The following is a 20581-nucleotide window of genomic DNA, read 5'->3' on the forward strand; positions in this document are numbered from 1 at the left end:
TATGTTCCCCCTTCATGAGCGACTATTCAATACCTCAGCAATATGCATTACTTTTACTTCTTTACCTAAGCGCTCAATACGTCCGCCAATGTTTAACAAACACCCACAGTCAGCACCAATTAAATAATCAGCACCTGTTTCCATCACACTATCCACTTTCTCATCTACCATTTGTTCAGAGATTGGTGTCATTTTAACTGAAAACGTTCCCCCAAAACCACAACAATTTTGTGCGTTTGGTAGTTCTTTTACAGTTAGCCCTTTTACATTTGATAGTAAAATCCCTGGAGCTTCTTTTACTCCTAGCAAACGTGTCATATGACAAGATTTGTGAACAGTCGCTGTTCCTTCTAAGTGCGCACCAACATCTGTAACTTTTAACACATCAACAATAAATTGTGTTAATTCATATGTTTTATCTGCCACTTTTTGTGCACGAGGTGCCCATTTTGGATCATCTTTAAAAACGTGTGGATACTCATGAAACATTGTCGCACAAGAACCAGATGGTGTAACGATATATTCTGCATCTTCGAAAGTTTCAATCATATGCTTCATCGCTTCTTTTGCTGCTTCTACATGACCGCTGTTATATGCTGGTTGTCCACAGCAAACTTGAGCTTCTGGAAATTCAATTTCACACCCTAAATGCTCCAACAATTCAACCGTTGCTTTACCAACATTTGTTTCAAACATATCGACTAAGCAAGTAACAAACAAAGTAACTTTCATAATTATAATTCCCCCTCATTACAACTTTGCCAACAATCATATGGTCATCAGATGACTTGACGGAAAGAAGAAGCTAGGCATAATTGACCTACCTGAACCTCTCCCTAAAAAGAAAACGCTTACTCAATCTTTCTCTATTCTATCAGAAAAATGAAATTTTGAAAGACTAAATCACGAATTTATATCTTGTCTACCTGTGACAATATGCTCTACATTTGTTAAATGATTTAGCATTGCTTGCTGTGCAAATTCCACATCTTGTTTCAATACCGCATCATAAATAACTTGATGCTCTTCTAAAAGTCGTTCTGCTGTTGTTTGTTCACCATATAAAATAATGCGTCTCGACTCACCAATCGTCTCAGCAATCATTTCCGAAACATGATTCATAAGTTCGAGTAAGATGTTGTTATGTGAAGATTCTGCAATTCCCATATGAAAATGAAAGTCCGCTTTTTCACCAGCTCTTTCATTCCCCATGCTTTTTTCCATTTCATCTAACCAATGCTTCATATTTTTCAAATTATCTTCTGTACGTTTTACTGCTGCTGCCCGAACTGCCCCGACTTCAAGCACTTTTCGTACTTCCAATAAATCTAAAATATCTTCCTTCTTCATTAACAACATGTTATTTAAAGGTTTTGTCAATGCTGAAGAATCGAAGTTCTTCACATATGTTCCTTCCCCTTGTTTCATTTCAATTAACCCCATAGCTCGCAAGGCACTGAGCGCTTCACGAACTGCAGATCTGCCAACTTGAAACTGCTCGGCTAATTGATGAACAGGAAGAAGTTTGTCACCAGGTTTTAATGTACCATTTTTTATCATCGTTAAAATGGCTTCAGATACCTCTTCGTAAATTTTTTTCGGCTTAATAGATTTGTACTCCAGTTAAATCACCTCAGTATCATCCAAACAACAATTCAAACGATTTATAAGAACATAGCATCCATAACCATTTTAGAACGAATTAGTAAGAAGTACAAATGTTTTGTTCATAAAATCGCCAAATTTTTGTTATATGGAGGGAATTAATGGATATTATACCCAGTAGCGGGTTGTAACTGGTATTTAATCTGGTATTATTCTCCTTCATTTCCTATTTCCCCCCCTCTATTCACGGATAGTAAGACCCCCCACTTCAAAACGTGTTACGTTTAAGTGGGGAAATTGACAACTAAAACATACTTCCTTCTTCATTCGCAGGTAATTTTATAATAACTGTTGTTCCCTTCCCTTTTTCACTTTCGACTCGCCATTCTCCATCATGGATATGCACGATTTGTTTGACAATCGCAAGACCAAGACCTGTTCCACCATGCCTACGACTTCGCGCTTTATCAACCCGATAGAAACGTTCGCCAAGCTGCTCTAAATACTCAACATCAATACCAATTCCCGTATCCTTTATTTTCAATTCACACTGCCTATCTTTTTTCTGCAATTGTATAGAAATGTTTCCATTTTGATTTGTATAACGAATAGCGTTGTCTAGCAAGTTATGAAGCACCTGTTGCATCCGATCCTCATCAATCGTTACAATAATATCTGGATCAAGATCCGTTGAAATATACAGCTCTTTTTCCATACATTTCAATTCGTACGTTTCTAATACATCTTCAATAAGCTGCGCAAATACAATCGGTTGTTTTTTTAATGGAAAATGGTCTCCTTCAAGTTGCGCCAAATCCAATAAATCATGAACAAGCCGTTGCATACGACCAGCTTCTTTATGAATGAGCTGTGTAAATTTTGATTGTTGCTGTCCCTTTGCGATCCCATCTAATATCGCTTCACTATACCCCTTAATATAACTCAGTGGCGTCCGCAGTTCATGAGAAACATTTGCTAAAAATTCCTTACGTTTGACATCTTCCATTTCTAATGAATTTGCCATTTTATTAAACGCTTTCCCTAAACGTCCGATTTCATCTTCCGACGAAATCGTAATACGCTCAGAAAAATCTCCTGTTGCCATATGATTTGCAACCCGTTCCATTTGTGAGAGCGGTTTTGTAATCGCAATAATAATTTTTCTACCAATCCATATTGTAAGTAAAATCATAACGAAAGCTAATGGCGCTAAAATAAGTCCCATATCATAGATTAAATCTTTAATACTCTTTAATGGAATATATGAGTACACAATCCCAACTAATTTCTTTTCTTCTAAAACAGGAATGACAACTCCCATAATATTACGCTCGAAATGTTCTTCATATCCAACCTTCGTAACGGTCTTTCCATCTAACAATGTTTGTCTATCACTCTCACTAATAAGGGAATGATGATGTACATCAAAAGGTATACAAGCACTTAAATCACGAGGATTACTAACAAAAAGTACATCCGCACTCGAGATACGATCAAATGCCTGAACTTTCTCTCCAAACGCTAACGTACCCTCGTCCTTTTTATATTGCGATACGAGCCTTTTCCCTTCCATTACTAACGAATCTTCAATGTTTTGAACATATAACTTTTCATATGAATATAAGGACACGAAATAAAGAAAAGAAACTGTTACACATACTGCACATACCACCGTAAGCCAAAGCTTTTGTACCATCGTAAACATGTTACACCTCAAATTTATAACCTACACCCCAAACTGTTTGAATGTAGTTTCCACTTTCTCCAAGTTTTAAACGCATCGTTTTCACATGTGTATCTACCGTTCTCGTACTTCCTGCGTAATCATATCCCCATACTTTTTCAAGTAATTGCTCACGACTAAACACTTGTCCATTATGCCCACAAAGAAAATAAAGTAGATCAAACTCTTTTACAGTAAGAGAAATAGGCTCTCCGTCTATTTCAATTCGGCGACTTTTTTCGTTAATTACGATTGGACCAAATTGAAGTTCTTCTTGTTGTTCTTGCTTCGTATATCTTCTTAATACAGCTTCCATACGAGCAACGAGCTCACCTGGACTAAATGGCTTTACAATATAATCGTCCGCTCCCATCCGCAAACCATTAACGCGGTTCCATTCTTCTCCTTTTGCTGTTAAAAAAATAATCGGTACATCCGATATTTTTCGAATTTCTTTACAGACTGAAATTCCATCCATCTGTGGCATCATAATATCTAAAATAACAAAATCGTAATGATCTGTATCAAGCATATGAAGTGCATCTTTTCCGTTCTCTGCTTCTCCCCATTCATATCCGAAATTATCTAAATACATGCCAACAAGCTGTCTCATATCACTTTCATCATCTACAAGTAACACTTTATGTTTGTTCATCTCTCTCCCTCTCTCCCTTCTCGCTGCGTAAGTTGAAACGGTCCCTTTCCAACCGCAATCGTTTGTTTCACCTTCATTTTCTGAATATCAATTACATACACTTCATTACTATCATAGCTAGCTACATAACCTTCTTTCCCACTTTTCAAAAAAGCAAATGGATTAGATCCTGCCTCAAGAGCTCCTACTTCTTGATATGTTCGCGCATCAAATTTTCTTAATGTATTTGATCCATGACTTAATGCATACACGAATTTTTCATCTCCTGCAAGACTAACTGGCATAAATGGTGCATGTAAAGAGCGAACCATCTGTCCATCTGCTAAAGAATAAACCAATACTTTCTCATTCACTTGCTTCCCATCTCCATGTCCACCAATCCATATTTCCTTTCCATCAGCGCTGACCATTGCCCCTGTTGATGCTGGTGGTACCATAAATGAATGCACAACTTTCTTTTGGTCTAAGTCAATTGTTGATAACTGTGTATCATAAAAATTTAATACATGTAATTGTTTATCATTCTGCACCATTGTTAGCGGACCTTTTCCTACCGAAACACCCCCTGTCTCTTTTCCATTTATTGTAAATAATCGCACTTTTTGTTCATTTTGATCAGCCATAAATAATTGTTTTCCATCAATTGATACGATGACATTCGTAATTCCTTTTCCCGTTTTCCATTTGTTCACTTCGTTTCCTTTTGTTAACGAGTATATATATACATATTCTAACTGCTTACCATATACAAGCATGTCTTCCCCACTTGGCAGCAGCACGATTCCTGTAATAGGTTCTTTTAATTCCCATGTTGTTAATGTCTTTTTCGACTTTTCATCAATAAAACTAACGCTACCTTCTTTAATATTTGTTGTTATGATGATACTTTTATTTTTAGCAATCGGTGTATATGAATTCCCCTGACATCCTGCTAACAGAAACAAAAAACATAGCAGAAAAAAGTATTTCTTCAAAAGATTCCCTCCATCTTTAGATGATTTCGTTATAATTGTAAAATAGCAAATATTTGTGAGGAAAGTGTGAAATCTTCCTATCTTAATAAAACTACATATATAATGTACAACAAATAGAACTAGAGGTGTGCAAATTATGCTTTTTCCCGATTTAGCAAACAAAATTGTCCGTGAAGTTCGAAGGCTAATTACTGAAAATATTATAATAATTGATATACAAGGTACAATTATCGCTAGCACAAATGCAGCACGCATTGGACAATTTCATGAAGGTGCTCTTCGCTGTGCGAAAGAAAAGAAAACTGTCATTATTACAAAAGAAGATGAGCGGTATTTACAAGGAGTAAAAGCAGGAATGAATCTGCCTCTCCTTTTCCATGATGAAGTAATCGGCGTTATTGGTATTACAGGTGAACCTGAAAGCATTTCACAATACGGAGAAATATTACGAAAAATGACCGAATTATTAATTCATGAAAATTATTTTTTAGAACAACTAGAACTAGAACAACGTTCATATGAAGCTTTTGTTTTTGATTGGTTACAAAGCAATGATTGGTCTCCTAGTTTTCTCGATCGTGCGAAAACACTCGGTATTGATTTACATAAGAAAAAACAACTTATTTTATTTTCAATTGATCAAGATGATACGATGCTACAACGAAAAATTTGGCAGCATATTCGTAACTTGTTAGCTAAAGAGGAACTATTTGTACGCTGGGGAAATGATCGTTTCATACTATTTACAGCAATGGAAGCAAAGAAAAGAATGTTTCAATTTTTAAAGAAATTGAAACACGATTGTGAATCTTTATTTCCGATTACACTATATATTGGTATTGGACAAACAGTAATGCCAAATGAAATGCATGTATCATACGAACAAGCATTGCGTGCGCTTTCGGTTGCCTTTGAAACGAAAGGCATTATATTTAATGAAGATTTACGTTTAGAAATGTGTTTACAAGATATTACTGCTGACACTCGCGAAGAATTTCTTCAACGCACCATTTATCGCTTGCTACCTGCAACTGAACTCATGCAAACACTACGCTTATTTATCGATCATAATCAATCCTATAAACAAACAGCAGAAATGTTACACATTCATATTAATACATTACATTACAGACTTAAAAAAATAGAAGATTACACAGGACTTGCCCCAAAACAATTTAAAGATTTAATCATTTTATACTTTGCACTGCTTTTATTAGATAATCATACAAAAAAAGACAGTAAAATCAATTAATCTTTAGTTAATTATACATAGAAAGAAACCCCCTACTTTTTTATGATTATAATGAAAACACTGTTACAACGTGTATATTCTTATTTTCTTACTATCAGTAATTTTCTTTGCAACACACCACTGAATAATGAAATGAGTCAAACTCTTATGAATAGGATAAACAAGTTAACAGTTTGAGGGGGATTTTCTAATGTTAGAACAACATATTATTGATTCGTTCGTATCTATTGTTGGCAAAGATAATGTAGATACATCCAACATGGGACGTTTAACGTATAGTTACGATGCAACTCCAAATTTCCAAGCGATGCCTGATGCGGTTGTCGCACCACGCAATACGAACGAAGTAGCTGAAATATTAAAAGTATGTAACGATCATAAAGTTCCAGTTTACGTTCGGGGCTCTGGAACAAACCTTTGCGCAGGAACATGTCCACTTGAAGGCGGAGTTGTTCTTCTCTTCCGCCATATGAATCATATTTTAGAAATAGATGAAGAAAACTTAACAATTACCGTGCAAGCTGGTGTCATTACACTTGATATTATTAAAGCAGTGGAAGAAAAAGGGCTATTTTATCCACCAGATCCAAGCTCTATGAAGATTTCTACAATCGGTGGGAATATCAATGAAAATTCCGGTGGCTTACGCGGTTTAAAATACGGTGTAACACGAGATTATATTATGGGCCTTGAGATTGTCTTGCCAAATGGTGATATCATTCGCACCGGTGGTAAATTAGCAAAAGATGTAGCTGGCTATGATTTAACTCGCCTATTCATCGGCTCTGAAGGCACACTTGGTGTTGTAACAGAAGCCATTTTAAAACTTGTTCCAATGCCTGAAACAAAGAAAACAATGCTTGCATTATATCAAGACATCAATGAAGCTGCTCGTGCTGTATCAGCAATTATTGCCAATAAAATTATTCCAGCAACACTTGAATTTTTAGATCAACCAACAATTGAAGTGGTAGAAGAATTTGCACAGATTGGTTTACCAACAGATGTAAAAGCAATTCTCCTAATCGAACAAGATGGCTCTCCTGAAGTTGTGAACCGCGATATTGAAAAAATGGCTGAAGTTTGCCGTTCTATGCATGCGGTTGATGTTCGTGTTGCAAAGGATGAAACAGAAGCAGATGCACTCCGTACAGCGCGTCGCAGTGCGCTCTCTGCTTTAGCAAGACTGAAACCTACCACAATTTTAGAAGATGCTACTGTACCACGTTCTCAAATTGCTCCTATGGTTGAAGCAATTAATGCCATCGCTAAAAAATATGATATTTCTATTTGTACATTCGGGCATGCTGGTGATGGAAACTTACATCCAACATGTATGACCGATGCTCGTAATGCTGAAGAAATGCACCGTGCTGAACAAGCCTTTGCAGAAATTTTCGAAAAGGCAATTGAACTTGGTGGTACCATTACAGGTGAACATGGCGTTGGTGCCATGAAAGCTCCTTATTTAGAGTTGAAATTAGGAAAAGAAGGCATCGCTGCTATGAAAGGTATTAAGCAAGCTTTCGATCCACATAACATTATGAATCCTGGAAAAATGTTTGCCAAGGACTCTCGTAAAAGAGTGGTGGTAGAAAGATGACAACATTAAATAAGGAACAGATTCAAAAAGAATTTAAAGAACGCCTGAATGAAGATGAATTATTAAACTGTATGCGATGTGGATTTTGTCTACCAACTTGTCCTACCTATATTCAATCTGGATATAAAGAGTCTCATTCCCCGCGCGGTCGTATCGCTTTAATGAAGGGCGTTGTCGATGGATTAATTGAGCCGGATGAAGATGTTGAAAACACATTAAATGTTTGCCTTGGGTGCCGCGCTTGTGAACCTGTTTGCCCATCTGGCGTAAATTACGGACATTTATTAGAAGAAGCACGCGATATTATGAATCAAAATAAAAAGTTCTCTATGCCAGTCAAAGCTGTTCGCAAAATTGTATTCGAGGGCTTATTTCCTCACCAAAATCGCATGCGAACATTAACAGGACTAATCGGTTTTTATCAACGCTCTGGCTTACAAACGTTAACACATAAAACAGGCATTATGAAGTTGTTCCCAGAAACACTCGCAACAATGGATCTCGTCTTACCAAAAGTACCTAAGATGAAAGAAATGAAAAATCGCCCTGAATTTTTACCAGCTGAAACAACAAAGAAAAAACGTGTTGCTTTCTTTACTGGCTGTTTAATGGATACAATGTTTTTGGAAACAAACAACGCTACGATGAAACTCCTTCAGCTTGCTGGCTGTGATGTTGTGATCCCAAAAGAACAAAGTTGCTGCGGAGCACTACATGGTCATGCCGGGGAAAAAGGTGGCGCAAAAGAGCTTGCAAAACGAAACATCCAAGCCTTTGAAGATTTAAAAATTGATTATATTATTACAAACGCCGGTGGTTGCGGCGCGTATCTCGTAGATTATGACTACTTATTAAAAGATGATCCAAAATGGGCAGAACGCGCAAAACAATTTGTTGCGAAAATAAAAGATATCACTGCTATTTTAGTAGAATTAGATTTTCATAAACGAACTGATTTACGCCTTCCTCCGCAAATTATTACGTATCAAGACTCTTGTCACTTGCGTAATGTCATGCGGACATCTTCTCAACCTCGTATGCTCTTACAAGCAATTCAAGGTGTGACATATCGTGAAATGAAAGAAGCGGATCGTTGCTGCGGTTCTGCTGGTATTTATAATATTGTACATTCGGAATTATCCATGGAATTTTTAAATTACAAAATGGAACGTGTTCATGAAACCGAGGCAACAACAATTGTCACTGCAAATCCAGGGTGCTTACTACAAATGAAACTCGGCATTGAACGTGAAAAGCTTTCTCATAAAATGAGAGGTATTCATATTGTAGATTTATTATTAGAAGCAATTGAATCAAACTCGTAATATATGTAACAATGTGAAAACGGCTATCTCTTTCTTCTATGTAAAGAGATAGCCGCTTTTTTATTCACTACAAGATTAAAAATATGTTACCGTCTATAAAAAAAGAACAACAAAAAGATTACAGCCTTGTAAAAAAGCATCCATTATATCCCTCAAAAAAATGGTGAAACCCTTGGTGTGAATGGTTTTCATCTTTCCTAAATAGGTAATTATAACCAAAATATTACCTCTATAAGCAAAGCAGGAAATGCTGAAAATTCCTTTTACAATCTAGTTTTCTCGCATTTCACCTCATATTGAAATCTAGGATAAAATAGGTAATTTTATAGTCTATGTATTTTTTTCCATCTTTTTTCCGGCAATTTGTATGCTACGATGAATTTGTCAGTCGGACAGGCTGTCAAAAATAAATCTGTGTGAGAACAGTTAAAAAACTTTTACATAGGGGGACACATATCATGAAAAAGCGTGTTTTATTATCTGTAGCAGCAGCAACTGCATTTACATTCGGAGCATCTACTCTTAGTGCCCAGGCAGCAACGGTACAACCATCTACAATGAAGGTTCAAAATATTCAGCAATCTAAAGTCTTTATGCAACATATGAATCAACAAGAATTACAAAAATACTTACAATCTATGGGAATTAACTCTCTAGCACAATGGAATCAAGTAAAATTCCAACAAGGTAACTGCTTCATTCCTGGTCAGCAACCAAACGTACCTACTACACCAGAGGTTACTAAACCAGAAACTACTAAACCGGTAGAACAAAAACCGGCTGAAGAAACAGCAAAACCAGAGGCTCAAAAGCCAGCTGAAAACAACAACAACAACAACAATACTAATAACAATGAAGCACAAAAACCGGCTGAAAATAAGCCAGCTGAAGAAGCAAAAGGCTCTTTAAGCGAATTTGAACAACGCGTTGTTGAATTAACAAATGCTGAGCGTGCAAAACAAGGCTTACCAGCATTAAAAGTTGACGCTGAATTAAGTAAAGTTGCACGTACTAAATCTGAAGATATGCAAAAAAATAACTACTTCGATCATACTAGCCCAACATACGGATCTCCATTCGATATGATGAAGAAGTTCGGTATTTCTTATAAATCTGCAGGTGAAAACATCGCACAAGGCCAACGTACACCAGAAGAAGTTGTACAAGCTTGGATGAATAGTGAAGGTCACCGTGCAAATATTTTAAATAGTGGTTACACTCACATCGGTGTTGGTTATGTTGAAAGTGGAAACTACTGGACACAACAATTTATCACGAAGTAAGTATATGAATTAAAACCTTTCTTTTTAGAGGGGGAGAGAGGATTCGGCCGTACATAGAAGCGGTCGGATCCTTTTTCTGTCCCATGCCATGTGAAACCAAAAGGAGACAATGAGTACAGGTCTCCTTTTGTTCTTCATAGCAGCGACTTATATATTGGAAAATCAAAGTGGATTTATATATATAAGGAGTCTCCTATTACAGAAGACTCCTTTTTTCCCTCTATTCGCGAGCAGTAAGACCCCCACCTCAAAATCCAGCGAAAACAAGACGTTAGGTTTTGGGATCAACTGCCCGTAAAAGCCCGATTGATGAGGGCTGATAATCAGCGGGGGAATAAAGAAGCCTCCCACTGATTAAAGTTTTACTTTATGTTTCATAATTTTCTAGTATATATGAATACAAAATACAACACATAAAAGCAATAGACCCACAGCTAATCACACCGATTAGTAGATAAAATCCCCATTGTAGTTTCAAAAACAAACAAATTAATATGATAAGCGACATGTATTGAAAAATACGCTGACTAAACAAACGTATTTTCTGTAACACAATCGGCTCCTCTTCTTTTTTTCTTCCTTTTTTAAATCCTTTACTAACCATAAAAAGAAACCCACTAATCCCTATTATAAGACCCGTTTGAAATGGTATATCTATTCCAGTGCCAATAGCAAGAATAAACATATGAATAAATAATAAAAATAGCGATACATTCTCTTTAAATCTCATTACAATATAGTGGTCATTCTCATTCAACTTATATACGTAACGTGAGATTATATACAACAGACCATGAAAAAAAACAATAAGACAAGGAATAAATAATACCACAACTTGCTTCCTCGCATATTCATTTGGTTCACCATTCTGATTCCAGTGCACCGCTAGATAATTCGGTAAATTTGGATATAGAAACAACGTAAATAGAAGGCCAGCAAGAAATATACCCATAATATATTTATATCTTACCAAGTAATCTTCACCTCTCTTTTCTATTTACGGCTTCGGTTTTCACAAAAAATTTCCTGCAAAAAATATCTTTCTCAACTAAACAGAAAAACTTTATTTATTCGACATTTTAAAAGATTCCATGATGTTATTTAAATAGCTAGGAAGTGGAACCTCTACTGTTAACTCTTCTTTTGTAATTGGATGTAAAAAAACAATCCGCATAGCATGTAAGGCTTGACTTGACATATATGTGGATTGTCCACCATATAACGTATCACCAATCAGTGGATGACCACTATGACTCATATGAACGCGAATTTGATGTGTTCTTCCTGTCTCTAATTGTAATGTTACAAGCGTTACATCTTGATGCTTAAAATATTTCTCTACCCGATAATGCGTTACCGCTTGATCACCTTTTGGAGACACACGACGCCTCGTTGCATGATGTCGATCTCTTCCAATCGCTGCGTCAATTATCCCTTGCTTCTTTTTTACTTTCCCTTCAACCAATGCCAAATACGTTCTTTTAATGTTACGCTCCATTAATAACCGATCCATAATAGCACCAGCTATCCCATGTTTTGCAAATACAACGCCACCCGTTGTATCTTTATCTAATCGATGAATATGCCGTACTTTCGTCTCCACACCTTGCATTTGTAAATGAAAAGCAACAAAGTTTGCAAGTGTTCCTGTTCCACCTTTGCTAGAAGGATGCGTATCCATATGCACAGGTTTATTTACAATTAATACGTGATCGTCTTCAAATATCACTTCTAAATCACCGAACTCCGGCTGGACACCATATTCTTCCTGGATAAACATATGAACTTGCAATTTATCTCCTTCTGCTAAAGGTTCACTCCATCGTTTTCGTTCTCCATTGACGATGATACCTTTTTCCATACGAAGTTGATGTAATAGTTTTTTGGGGACGCCCCATTCTTCTTTTAACAAAGAATCAATGCTGATACCGCTCCATTTAGCAGGAACCGTAATTTCGCACCATTCTCCCTTTCTTTTCATTTCCATGCTTTATCCACCTTATTTCTATTGATTCTACTATTGTAACGGAAAATGATTCATTATGCATTGTTTAAAGCAAAAGACAGTCTACATAATAGACTGCCCTCTAAGCACGTAATTTCTTTATTTCTCGTAACATTTGTTCTGCTTTTTGCTCATAAGATAAATCTTTAAAAAAATCTGCTAATCGCTTGTAGTCATTGTAAGCATCTAATAAATCATCTATCGTTTCTTCCTGAGAAACTTTTGGCTTCGATTTCATTTTCACCGGGTACCGATAACCGGACATCTCATGTATTTTATAATATTCTTCCTCCACTTGAATTACTTTCACAAGTTCCTCTTCTTCAGCATCCATTGTGTACCCATCAAATTCCCTCAGTAATTCATAAATAATATGAGTCCATTCATCTTTTGGGTAAAACCCTTTTTCTAGTCTATAGCCGACAATGCGATACATGTGCCCATCATTTTCTGCAAACTGTACAGTATCATTTAACTTAAATTTAAAATAGCGAAACATTGTCTTCACCTGCTTTTATATGTATTGTTCTTACCACATACTATTTGCAAAAAGAGGGTGATGCTATTCATAAAAAAGCGCTCATCCTATAAGAGAAACTGCTAAAAAACTTTTCTTTTTGGGTGAGAGGGAGGATCCGATCATGCACAGAGGCGGTTAGTACCTTTTTTCGCCCCATGCCGTGTAAAAAAAGGGAGGAAATGAGAGGAAATCCGCTTTTGTGTTCATATCCGCGATTGATATGTCAGTAAATCAAAATGAATATATATGGAAAGAATGGCGGATCAAAAAAGACCACTGAAAAACTTCCGTTTTTCAGTGGTCTCTCTACAAGATGAGCGCTTTTTTAATCCGATGATTTTACTTTTTTCTTTCGAAACGGCAGCCACCAGTTCCAATCTCCGAACATTTTCATTAAACTTGGTACAAGCATAAGTCGAATTATTGTTGCATCAAGAAAAATAGCAAGTGCCACACCGAGTCCCATTTGCTTTACTGGTAAAATATCAGTAAATGCGAATGCTCCTGTTACAACAATCATAATGAGAGCAGCTGATGTAATGATACGACTCGTTGATACAAGTCCTTCTAACGTTGCCGTATCATTATCTCCTGTCTCTTCATACAATTCATGAATACGAGAAATAAGAAATACTTCATAATCCATACTTAAGCCGAACACAAGGCCGAATATAAAGATTGGTAACACGAATAAAACTGAACTTTCTTCCAATCCAAAATGTCCACCTTCAAATAGCCAAATCACAATACCAATGGTTGCACTTAAACTAAGTACATTCATCACAATGGCCTTAATTGGAATAAGTATAGATCGGAATGCAAAGAGCAAAATCAAGAAAGTGGAACCGAATATGACGGACATCCCAACCACAACTTTATCTTTAATTTCATCCTCTAACTCTTGTTGAAATGTTGTCATACCACCTAAATAATACGTAATACTGTCATCTTTATACGTGTCTTTAAAATCACGAACCCATTGCTTCGCAGTTTCCGTTCTCGGCTTTGTATCCAAGGAAATTTGAAGAGTTGTTTTATTTCCTTTTGTATATGCTTCCAGTACAGGTTCCACTTGCGTACGCTGTGGGGATTGTAACAATGTAGCAAGCTGTTCAGGTTTCATACCGTTTAGTTCATCATATAGACTTTTTACTTTATATACATGCTTATCTTTTTTCAGTTTTCGAATAACATCTTCTAACTTCTGTAAATTTTCTTTCTCTATGACATTACTTTTCATCTCTAGTACTAGCGTAACATCAGCATGTGTTTTTACAATTTTGTTAAATGACTCTTCATACCTTTCATATGCAATTCGTGTATCACTTTTCTCTGGCAATGCTTCTACACCAGGAAATTGCAGATTAGCAGTGCGAAGCGGCAACAAACAGACAATAATAAACAATGTAACAACGATAATCATCATAATAGGATGCTTCATAACAAATTGAGCGAACTTACGCCACATATTTGAAGTGCGAGGTGCAGTTTGATCCCTTTTCAAGATTCGCTTCCCTATTAACGATAACAATGCCGGAAGAAGTGTAAGTGAAAATAACATACTCATTACAACAACAATCATCCCGCTAATCGCAACAGACTGAATATAATCAATTTCAAAGAAAAACAAACCGGATAAACCAACAAAAACACATAACCCTGAAAATACAATAGCACGCCCCGCTGTTTGATATGTGACAGCTATCGCCTCTTTTACTGTCCGATATGCCACTTCCTCTCGAAACCGATTCACAAACAGCAATGCAAAGTCAATTGATAGCGCAAGCCCAATCATAGGTGCAACATTTAATACAAAAATAGATAACTCTTTATCTACACCAATAAAATATAAAATGCCCATTGTACTAATAACACTCAGCGCCCCATTTAAAATCGGCAAGATTGAAGCAAGCAAGCTACCGAATGAAAATAGTAGTACAAGAAAGGCAATTGGCAATCCGATCATTTCTGCTACTTTCAAATCATTTTGTGTTCGCTCATTAATTTCTTCATTAATCTTTGGAAAGCCTGTTGGTGATACTTTCAAAGTATCGTTACTTTCCTTTTCTATTTCTTTTGCAAATTGTAATGTCTTTTCATTCCGTTCTTTACTTGTTTTCCCGGAAAATAAAATTGTCGCATACGCAATATCGTCTTGTAACATTTCCTTATTTTCTAATGGATGATGGAATGAATCATACGTTTCTTTCGTTTGAATTCTTGTTGTAATGTCTTCGATTCTTTTTTGAAAATCCTCTTTTGAGATTCCTTTATTCTTCTGGAAAACAAGAAGGAGCGTATCTTGAGACTGTTTAAAATCTTTATCTAAAATTGCTTTTGTCGTTTGATAGTCTCCTTTTGTTTGGAAACCATCGCCCCCTAATACCCCTGGAAGTTTTGGTGCGAAAATGCCGAGTGCTATCGCTAACAAAACTAATGTAATTATGACTGTATAGCGAAGTTGATAAAGAAAGCTACCGAATTTCCCCCATTTATCTATTTTATGTACATTTGTCTTCACACATCTTCACCTACTTTATATAATTAGTGAATCTTTCTATATAAATCCATTTTAATTTTCCGACATATAAGTTGCTGCGATGAAGAACAAAAAGTGACCGCTACTTGTTTTCTCTTTCTGTTTTCATTTGGCATGGGGCTGAAAAAGGCTCTGACCGCTTTTATCCACGGACGTATCTTCTCTCCTACTTAAAAAATGGTTTATGTCGGTTTTTTCATTTGGATTTATATATATTTTAGCACATATTACCATAATCAATTAGAGATTTTAGTATGAAAAAAAACGTCCGAAAAACCCAGTAATCTGAGCCTTTTCGCACGTGTCTCATCTCTCTTGATTCGTTTCAAATCGCTCTGAAAATAAACGATGAAAATAAATAGCGATAATTAATGCAATGCCACTTAAACAATAGCCGGCTAAAATATCAGTCGGATAATGTACAGATAAAATAATTCTACTTAATCCAATCCATAAGATTAGCAGTGCCATCGCAATCGTAATAACAACTTTCCCAGCCACATTTTTTACGTTTGCAGCAATGATATAAGCAAGAAATCCATACGTAATCATTGATAGCATAGCATGGCCGCTTGGAAAACTATATCCAAGGGCATCAAGCGCTTCATTTAAACTCGGACGGTCTCTTTTCATAATTTCTTTTATTCCTTTATTTACAAGATGTGTTATTAACACAGCCATAGGATACACAATCATCGCTGTATAGTAACGTTTCTTCCAAAACACGAACAGACTAAGAATAAGCGTGCTTATAATCCCAATTGCAGATCCTATTTTTGTAAAATATGTAAAAAAAGCAAGTGAACTCTCTGTTTGTAATCCTCTTACAAAATCTTTCACATATATATCAAGTGTTGTTACACCATCTGCTTGTACTCTCCAAGCAATGAGAGCAAATGCAGCAAACAACAAGAGAATACAAGCGAGCTCATATCGATGTAATTTTCGTTTCAAATTTTTTCCTCCTATTATGAAAAAATGCGGTTCCTATTTAGAAACCGCATTTTATTATATATCCAGTTTGTTTTTCCAACACATAAATCGCGGCTATGAAAATAAAAAGGAATCTCCACTCATTTTCTCCCTTTGTTTTCACGCGGCATGGGACTGAAAAAGGATCTGACCCCTTCTATGCTCAGCCGGACCCTCTCTCCCGCCTAAAAAATTAGGTCTTCTGTCGTTTTTTTAATCTGTGTTTATATATTTTTGATTTCCAACATATAAGTTACGGCCATGAAAACAAAAGGAGATTTCCACTCATTCCCTCCTTCTGTTTTCATACCGCATGGGGCGAAAAAAGGATCTGACCGCTTCTATGCCCGGCCGGACCCTCTCTCCCACCTAAAAGATTCAGTTTTATGTTTCTATTTTCCTTTTGTTTTTAACTCTGTCCAGTAACGATCATACTCTTTTAATTTATTGTCTACATCAACAAGCCACTCTGTACGAGCTAATTCGTCTTTCGATAAGAAAATCATGTGATTATCACGATACTCTTTACTGTGAAGTTCCCATGCTTTTTCATTTGGATTACTATATCCAATGGATTCATAGTTTTTCACACTTACTTTTTCATCCATTAAGTAGTTCATAAACTTCTCGGCAAGATCTTTATGTTTCGCACCTTTTGGAATTGCTAATGTATCCGCCCAAATTGTACCGCCTTCTTTTGGAACAACATACTCTACATCTTTATTATCTTTTGCAATGAACGCTGCATCTCCAGACCAGACTGTTCCAATCCAAGCATCCTCTGTAATAAACTTTTGTTTAATATTATCTGTATCAAATGCAAGTAAGTTAGGAAGTAATTTTTGCAAGTCAGCAGCTGCCGTCTTTAACTCTGCATCATTTTGTGTGCTGTTTGAAAATCCGTTCTTTTTCAGACCCACTCCTAACACTTCACGAGAATCATTTAATAAAGTAACATGTCCTTTATATTTCTCATTCCATAAGTCGCTCCAACTTGTTGGCGCTTCTTTTACATACTTTTTATTGTAAGCAATTCCTGTTACACCCCAAGTGTATACAAGTGAGTATTTATTCTCTGGATCAAATGAAGGTGTTTTAAAATTTGAAACAAGATTTTTTACATTTGGAATGTTCTTCTTGTCCAATGGCTCTAATAAATCCATTTTTGCCATCGTTTTAACCATGTAATCTGACGGTTGAATTAAATCATATTTTGCACCGCCAGCTTGTAATTTCGCAAGCATTTCTTCATTACTTGCGTATTTATCATAGTTAATTTTCACGTTATATTTTTTTTCAAAATCCTTTAACACTTGCTCATCAAAGTTATCAGCCCAGCTATAAATATTTAGCTCTTCTTTCTTTTCACCACAGCCAGCAAGTACGCCGGCAACAAGACTGAAGCTAATTGCTGCACCAGCTATTGTTTTCATCCATTTCATCGATTCATTGCCTCCTCGTTCTTTATAATTCTCTCTTATAATGGAAGATGTCCTCCAGAGTTTTCTTCACCATCTGCACCTTTATTACGGAATATTTCCGATGCAACCATTAATCCAACAATAACAACAATTAATATTGTAGAAAGAGCATTAATTTCAGGTGTTACTCCGCGTTTCACCATACTGTAAATATATAATGGCAATGTTGTTGATCCTGGTCCAGACACGAAGAAACTAATCACAAAATCATCGATTGATAATGTAAATGTTAATAATGCCGCTGAAATAACCCCAGGTGCAATTCCTGGAAGCGTTACATAACGAAACGTTTGCCATGGGGTTGCACCTAAATCATTCGCCGCTTCTTCTAAATCACGTCCCATACCAGAAAGACGTGCTGCTAAAATCACAACAACAAACGAAATACTAAATGTAATATGTGCAATAATAATGGTAACTTGTCCAAGTTCCATCCCAATTTGACTAAATAAAATGAGTAATGATAATCCCATTAAGATATCTGGAATTAGAATCGGTAAATATACAAGACCATTAATTGCTCCTTCAAAACGATATTTATAACGATGTAATGCAACAGCAAAAATCACGCCAAGAACCGTTGTCACAACTGTCGTCACGATTGCAATTGTAATACTATTTACAAATGCATCAATGACATCTTGCTTTTGAAACAAATCTGTATACCAATGGAAGGTAAATCCTTCCCATTCTGCGTTAATACGCGAATCGTTAAAAGAATATACCATTAGAACCATCATTGGAAAATACAAGAACAATAAAATCAACCAAGAATAAGATACTAAAAACTTCTTCATCTTTGTCTATTCCCCTCCGTTTCCGTATTTATATACTTTCGTCGCACGATAATATAAGTAAATTAACAGAACAGAGAACAGAACAACAATCATTGATAATGCAGATCCAAATGGCCAGTCACGCGCACCTAAGAATTGGTTTTGAATCACGTTTCCGATCAATGCTACTTTTGATCCACCCATGACGTCTGATACAACAAACATTCCGATAGATGAARCAAATACTAGAATCGAACCAGTAGCGACCCCTGACATCGTCATTGGCAATGTCACATTCCAAAATGCCTTCATTGGTGTTGCCCCTAGATCATATGCTGCTTCTAACTTACGTTTATCAAGCTGCTCAATCGCTGCATACACTGGTAAAATCATAAATGGAAGTAAAGAATATACCATTCCTAATATTACAGATGGTGTATTATATAATAAATTTAAAGGTTCATTAATAATGCCTAACTTCAGCAATAATGTATTTACAAGACCTTGTGAACGTAAAATAACAATCCATGCATATGAGCGCACAAGAAAGTTAATCCAAAACGGAATCGTTGCTAATAATAGAAGAATAGAACGATATTTACGATCAACAATTGTAATTGTATATGCAAATGGATAACCAATGAGTAAACAAAGTACTGTTGTAATAACTGCAATTTTCACTGTTTCCCATAATGTATTCATATACAACGGATCAAACACGCGCGATATATTATCTAATGTAAATTGCATTTCCACTGTCCCGTATGCTCCGCGCTGTAAGAACGCAAATGCTAATACGAATACAAGCGGAAATAAAAAGAAGATTAGCAACCATGTAACTGTAGGTAATGCGAGTAGTTTCCCTTTTTTCAATTTAAGGTCACCTCATCCTCTTGCTCCCAGCCTACATATATATTATCACCGATACTCCACTGCGCTGCTTCTTCGGCAGTTTGATATGCCATTAATAGTTCTGATGTTTTTTCATCGCGTACATAAAGCTTTTCCATATTTCCAACAAATTCAACATCTTCAATATGCCCAAGATGGTATTCTTTTAAAATCGGTTGCTCAACCGAACGTATTTTTACATTTTCAGGGCGCACTGCTACGTAGCTTTTCCCATTTTTTATAATATTATTTTCACCAATGAACGTCGCAACAAACAATGTTTTCGGTTCTTTATAAATTTCCTTTGGCGTTCCGACTTGCTCAATATGTCCTTTATTCATAACAACAATTCGATCACTCATACTCATTGCTTCTTCTTGATCATGTGTTACATAAATGAACGTAATTCCTAAATTACGCTGCAAATTTTTCAATTCACGCTGCAAATCTTTTCTCAACTTAAAATCAAGCGCTCCAAGTGGTTCATCCAGTAATAACACACGCGGATTATTTACGATTGCTCTTGCAATTGCAACACGCTGTTGTTGTCCACCAGAAAGTTTTGTAGGCTTACGATCACGGAATTCAAGGAGCTGAGTTAAGCGCATCGCTTCTTCTGCACGTTCTTTTTGTTCTGCCGCTGATACTTTTTGCATCTTCATACCAAAACAAATATTTTTCTCCACCGTCATATGTGGAAATAATGCATAATGCTGGAACACTAGGTTCATATGACGCTTATAAGGTGGTAAATCGTTAATTCTATCCTCGTCAAGTAAGAGATTCCCTTTTGTAGGAGTTTCAAAACCTGCAATCATACGAAGTAAAGTTGTTTTACCACACCCACTCGGTCCAAGAATTGTTAAAAATTCTCCTTCTTTAATATCTAAAGAAAGAGGTGGTATAATCACTTGATCTCCAAAATGTTTTTCTACTGCTTCAACTTTAATAATCTTTTTCATTTTCCCGTCCTATCT

18 protein-coding genes are annotated in these 20581 nt (G+C 36.1%); 4 read left to right on the plus strand and 14 right to left on the minus strand.

Annotated features, from left to right (window positions below; all coding sequences use genetic code 11):
• Positions 1-12: 12 nt before the first annotated feature.
• The 5 genes from AC1DIT_RS06080 to AC1DIT_RS06100 form a co-directional block, all read right to left on the minus strand.
• Entirely contained in the window at positions 13-732 is a 720-nt protein-coding gene (locus AC1DIT_RS06080; RefSeq protein WP_016113911.1) for a (Fe-S)-binding protein, read from the minus strand.
• Positions 733-903: 171 nt separating this feature from the next.
• Complete coding sequence (locus AC1DIT_RS06085) at positions 904-1593, minus strand: FadR/GntR family transcriptional regulator (RefSeq protein ID WP_255254994.1); 690 nt, start codon at positions 1591-1593, stop codon at positions 904-906.
• Between the two features lie 316 nt (positions 1594-1909).
• Positions 1910-3310, minus strand: coding sequence for a sensor histidine kinase (locus tag AC1DIT_RS06090; RefSeq protein WP_016113909.1), 1401 nt, complete (start codon positions 3308-3310; stop codon positions 1910-1912).
• A gap of 1 nt (position 3311) precedes the next feature.
• The gene (locus AC1DIT_RS06095; RefSeq protein ID WP_016113908.1) at positions 3312-3983 is read right to left on the minus strand and encodes a response regulator transcription factor; all 672 of its coding nucleotides are present in this window, start codon (positions 3981-3983) and stop codon (positions 3312-3314) included.
• On the minus strand, positions 3980-4957 hold the full coding sequence (locus AC1DIT_RS06100; protein WP_016113907.1) for a YncE family protein: 978 nt from the start codon (positions 4955-4957) through the stop codon (positions 3980-3982). Before AC1DIT_RS06100 ends, AC1DIT_RS06095 begins: the two co-directional genes overlap by 4 nt.
• Before the next feature lie 136 nt (positions 4958-5093).
• Here AC1DIT_RS06100 and AC1DIT_RS06105 point away from each other — a divergent pair, with 136 nt between their 5' ends.
• The 4 genes from AC1DIT_RS06105 to AC1DIT_RS06120 all read left to right on the plus strand — a co-directional run bounded on the left by AC1DIT_RS06105 (position 5094) and on the right by AC1DIT_RS06120 (position 10420).
• Positions 5094-6209, plus strand: a complete 1116-nt coding sequence (locus AC1DIT_RS06105; protein WP_016113906.1) for a CdaR family transcriptional regulator — start codon at positions 5094-5096, stop codon at positions 6207-6209.
• A 190-nt stretch (positions 6210-6399) separates the two neighbouring features.
• Complete coding sequence (gene glcD / locus AC1DIT_RS06110; RefSeq protein ID WP_016113905.1) at positions 6400-7812, plus strand: glycolate oxidase subunit GlcD; 1413 nt, start codon at positions 6400-6402, stop codon at positions 7810-7812.
• Positions 7809-9137 (plus strand): (Fe-S)-binding protein, encoded by a 1329-nt coding sequence (locus tag AC1DIT_RS06115; protein ID WP_016113904.1) that lies wholly within the window; start codon positions 7809-7811, stop codon positions 9135-9137. Before glcD ends, AC1DIT_RS06115 begins: the two co-directional genes overlap by 4 nt.
• A gap of 458 nt (positions 9138-9595) precedes the next feature.
• Complete coding sequence (locus tag AC1DIT_RS06120; RefSeq protein WP_016132622.1) at positions 9596-10420, plus strand: CAP domain-containing protein; 825 nt, start codon at positions 9596-9598, stop codon at positions 10418-10420.
• Between the two features lie 367 nt (positions 10421-10787).
• Here the strand turns inward: AC1DIT_RS06120 and AC1DIT_RS06125 are convergent, their stop codons facing one another.
• The 9 genes from AC1DIT_RS06125 to AC1DIT_RS06165 form a co-directional block, all read right to left on the minus strand.
• Positions 10788-11393, minus strand: a complete 606-nt coding sequence (locus tag AC1DIT_RS06125) for a DUF1648 domain-containing protein (protein WP_016113902.1) — start codon at positions 11391-11393, stop codon at positions 10788-10790.
• A gap of 90 nt (positions 11394-11483) precedes the next feature.
• Positions 11484-12407 (minus strand): RluA family pseudouridine synthase, encoded by a 924-nt coding sequence (locus tag AC1DIT_RS06130; protein ID WP_016113901.1) that lies wholly within the window; start codon positions 12405-12407, stop codon positions 11484-11486.
• Between the two features lie 100 nt (positions 12408-12507).
• The gene (locus AC1DIT_RS06135; protein WP_016113900.1) at positions 12508-12924 is read right to left on the minus strand and encodes a hypothetical protein; all 417 of its coding nucleotides are present in this window, start codon (positions 12922-12924) and stop codon (positions 12508-12510) included.
• A gap of 346 nt (positions 12925-13270) precedes the next feature.
• The gene (locus AC1DIT_RS06140) at positions 13271-15466 is read right to left on the minus strand and encodes an MMPL family transporter (protein ID WP_016131258.1); all 2196 of its coding nucleotides are present in this window, start codon (positions 15464-15466) and stop codon (positions 13271-13273) included.
• 324 nt (positions 15467-15790) lie between these two features.
• Positions 15791-16438: a phosphatase PAP2 family protein gene (locus tag AC1DIT_RS06145; protein ID WP_016132621.1), complete on the minus strand. Its 648-nt coding sequence runs from the start codon at positions 16436-16438 to the stop codon at positions 15791-15793.
• Between the two features lie 410 nt (positions 16439-16848).
• Positions 16849-17898, minus strand: coding sequence for a polyamine ABC transporter substrate-binding protein (locus AC1DIT_RS06150; RefSeq protein WP_003196038.1), 1050 nt, complete (start codon positions 17896-17898; stop codon positions 16849-16851).
• Positions 17899-17933: 35 nt separating this feature from the next.
• The gene (potC, locus tag AC1DIT_RS06155; protein ID WP_016113897.1) at positions 17934-18734 is read right to left on the minus strand and encodes a spermidine/putrescine ABC transporter permease PotC; all 801 of its coding nucleotides are present in this window, start codon (positions 18732-18734) and stop codon (positions 17934-17936) included.
• Between the two features lie 6 nt (positions 18735-18740).
• Positions 18741-19586: a spermidine/putrescine ABC transporter permease PotB gene (potB, locus tag AC1DIT_RS06160; protein ID WP_476998104.1), complete on the minus strand. Its 846-nt coding sequence runs from the start codon at positions 19584-19586 to the stop codon at positions 18741-18743.
• Complete coding sequence (locus AC1DIT_RS06165; RefSeq protein WP_016113895.1) at positions 19583-20566, minus strand: ABC transporter ATP-binding protein; 984 nt, start codon at positions 20564-20566, stop codon at positions 19583-19585. Before AC1DIT_RS06165 ends, potB begins: the two co-directional genes overlap by 4 nt.
• Positions 20567-20581 lie beyond the last annotated feature (15 nt).

The organism is Bacillus sp. 05T22 (assembly GCF_056396765.1).

What these genes read in the sequence shown, in the direction of transcription:
- glcD (WP_016113905.1), top strand. Translation starts at nt 6,400, where the DNA reads ATGTTAGAACAACATATTATTGATTCGTTCGTATCTATTGTTGGCAAA.
- AC1DIT_RS06105 (WP_016113906.1), top strand. Translation starts at nt 5,094, where the DNA reads ATGCTTTTTCCCGATTTAGCAAACAAAATTGTCCGTGAAGTTCGAAGG.
- AC1DIT_RS06115 (WP_016113904.1), top strand. Translation starts at nt 7,809, where the DNA reads ATGACAACATTAAATAAGGAACAGATTCAAAAAGAATTTAAAGAACGC.
- AC1DIT_RS06150 (WP_003196038.1), bottom strand. Translation starts at nt 17,898, where the DNA reads ATGAAATGGATGAAAACAATAGCTGGTGCAGCAATTAGCTTCAGTCTT.
- AC1DIT_RS06090 (WP_016113909.1), bottom strand. Translation starts at nt 3,310, where the DNA reads ATGTTTACGATGGTACAAAAGCTTTGGCTTACGGTGGTATGTGCAGTA.
- potC (WP_016113897.1), bottom strand. Translation starts at nt 18,734, where the DNA reads ATGAAGAAGTTTTTAGTATCTTATTCTTGGTTGATTTTATTGTTCTTG.
- AC1DIT_RS06135 (WP_016113900.1), bottom strand. Translation starts at nt 12,924, where the DNA reads ATGTTTCGCTATTTTAAATTTAAGTTAAATGATACTGTACAGTTTGCA.
- AC1DIT_RS06080 (WP_016113911.1), bottom strand. Translation starts at nt 732, where the DNA reads ATGAAAGTTACTTTGTTTGTTACTTGCTTAGTCGATATGTTTGAAACA.
- AC1DIT_RS06095 (WP_016113908.1), bottom strand. Translation starts at nt 3,983, where the DNA reads ATGAACAAACATAAAGTGTTACTTGTAGATGATGAAAGTGATATGAGA.
- AC1DIT_RS06130 (WP_016113901.1), bottom strand. Translation starts at nt 12,407, where the DNA reads ATGGAAATGAAAAGAAAGGGAGAATGGTGCGAAATTACGGTTCCTGCT.
- AC1DIT_RS06165 (WP_016113895.1), bottom strand. Translation starts at nt 20,566, where the DNA reads ATGAAAAAGATTATTAAAGTTGAAGCAGTAGAAAAACATTTTGGAGAT.
- AC1DIT_RS06120 (WP_016132622.1), top strand. Translation starts at nt 9,596, where the DNA reads ATGAAAAAGCGTGTTTTATTATCTGTAGCAGCAGCAACTGCATTTACA.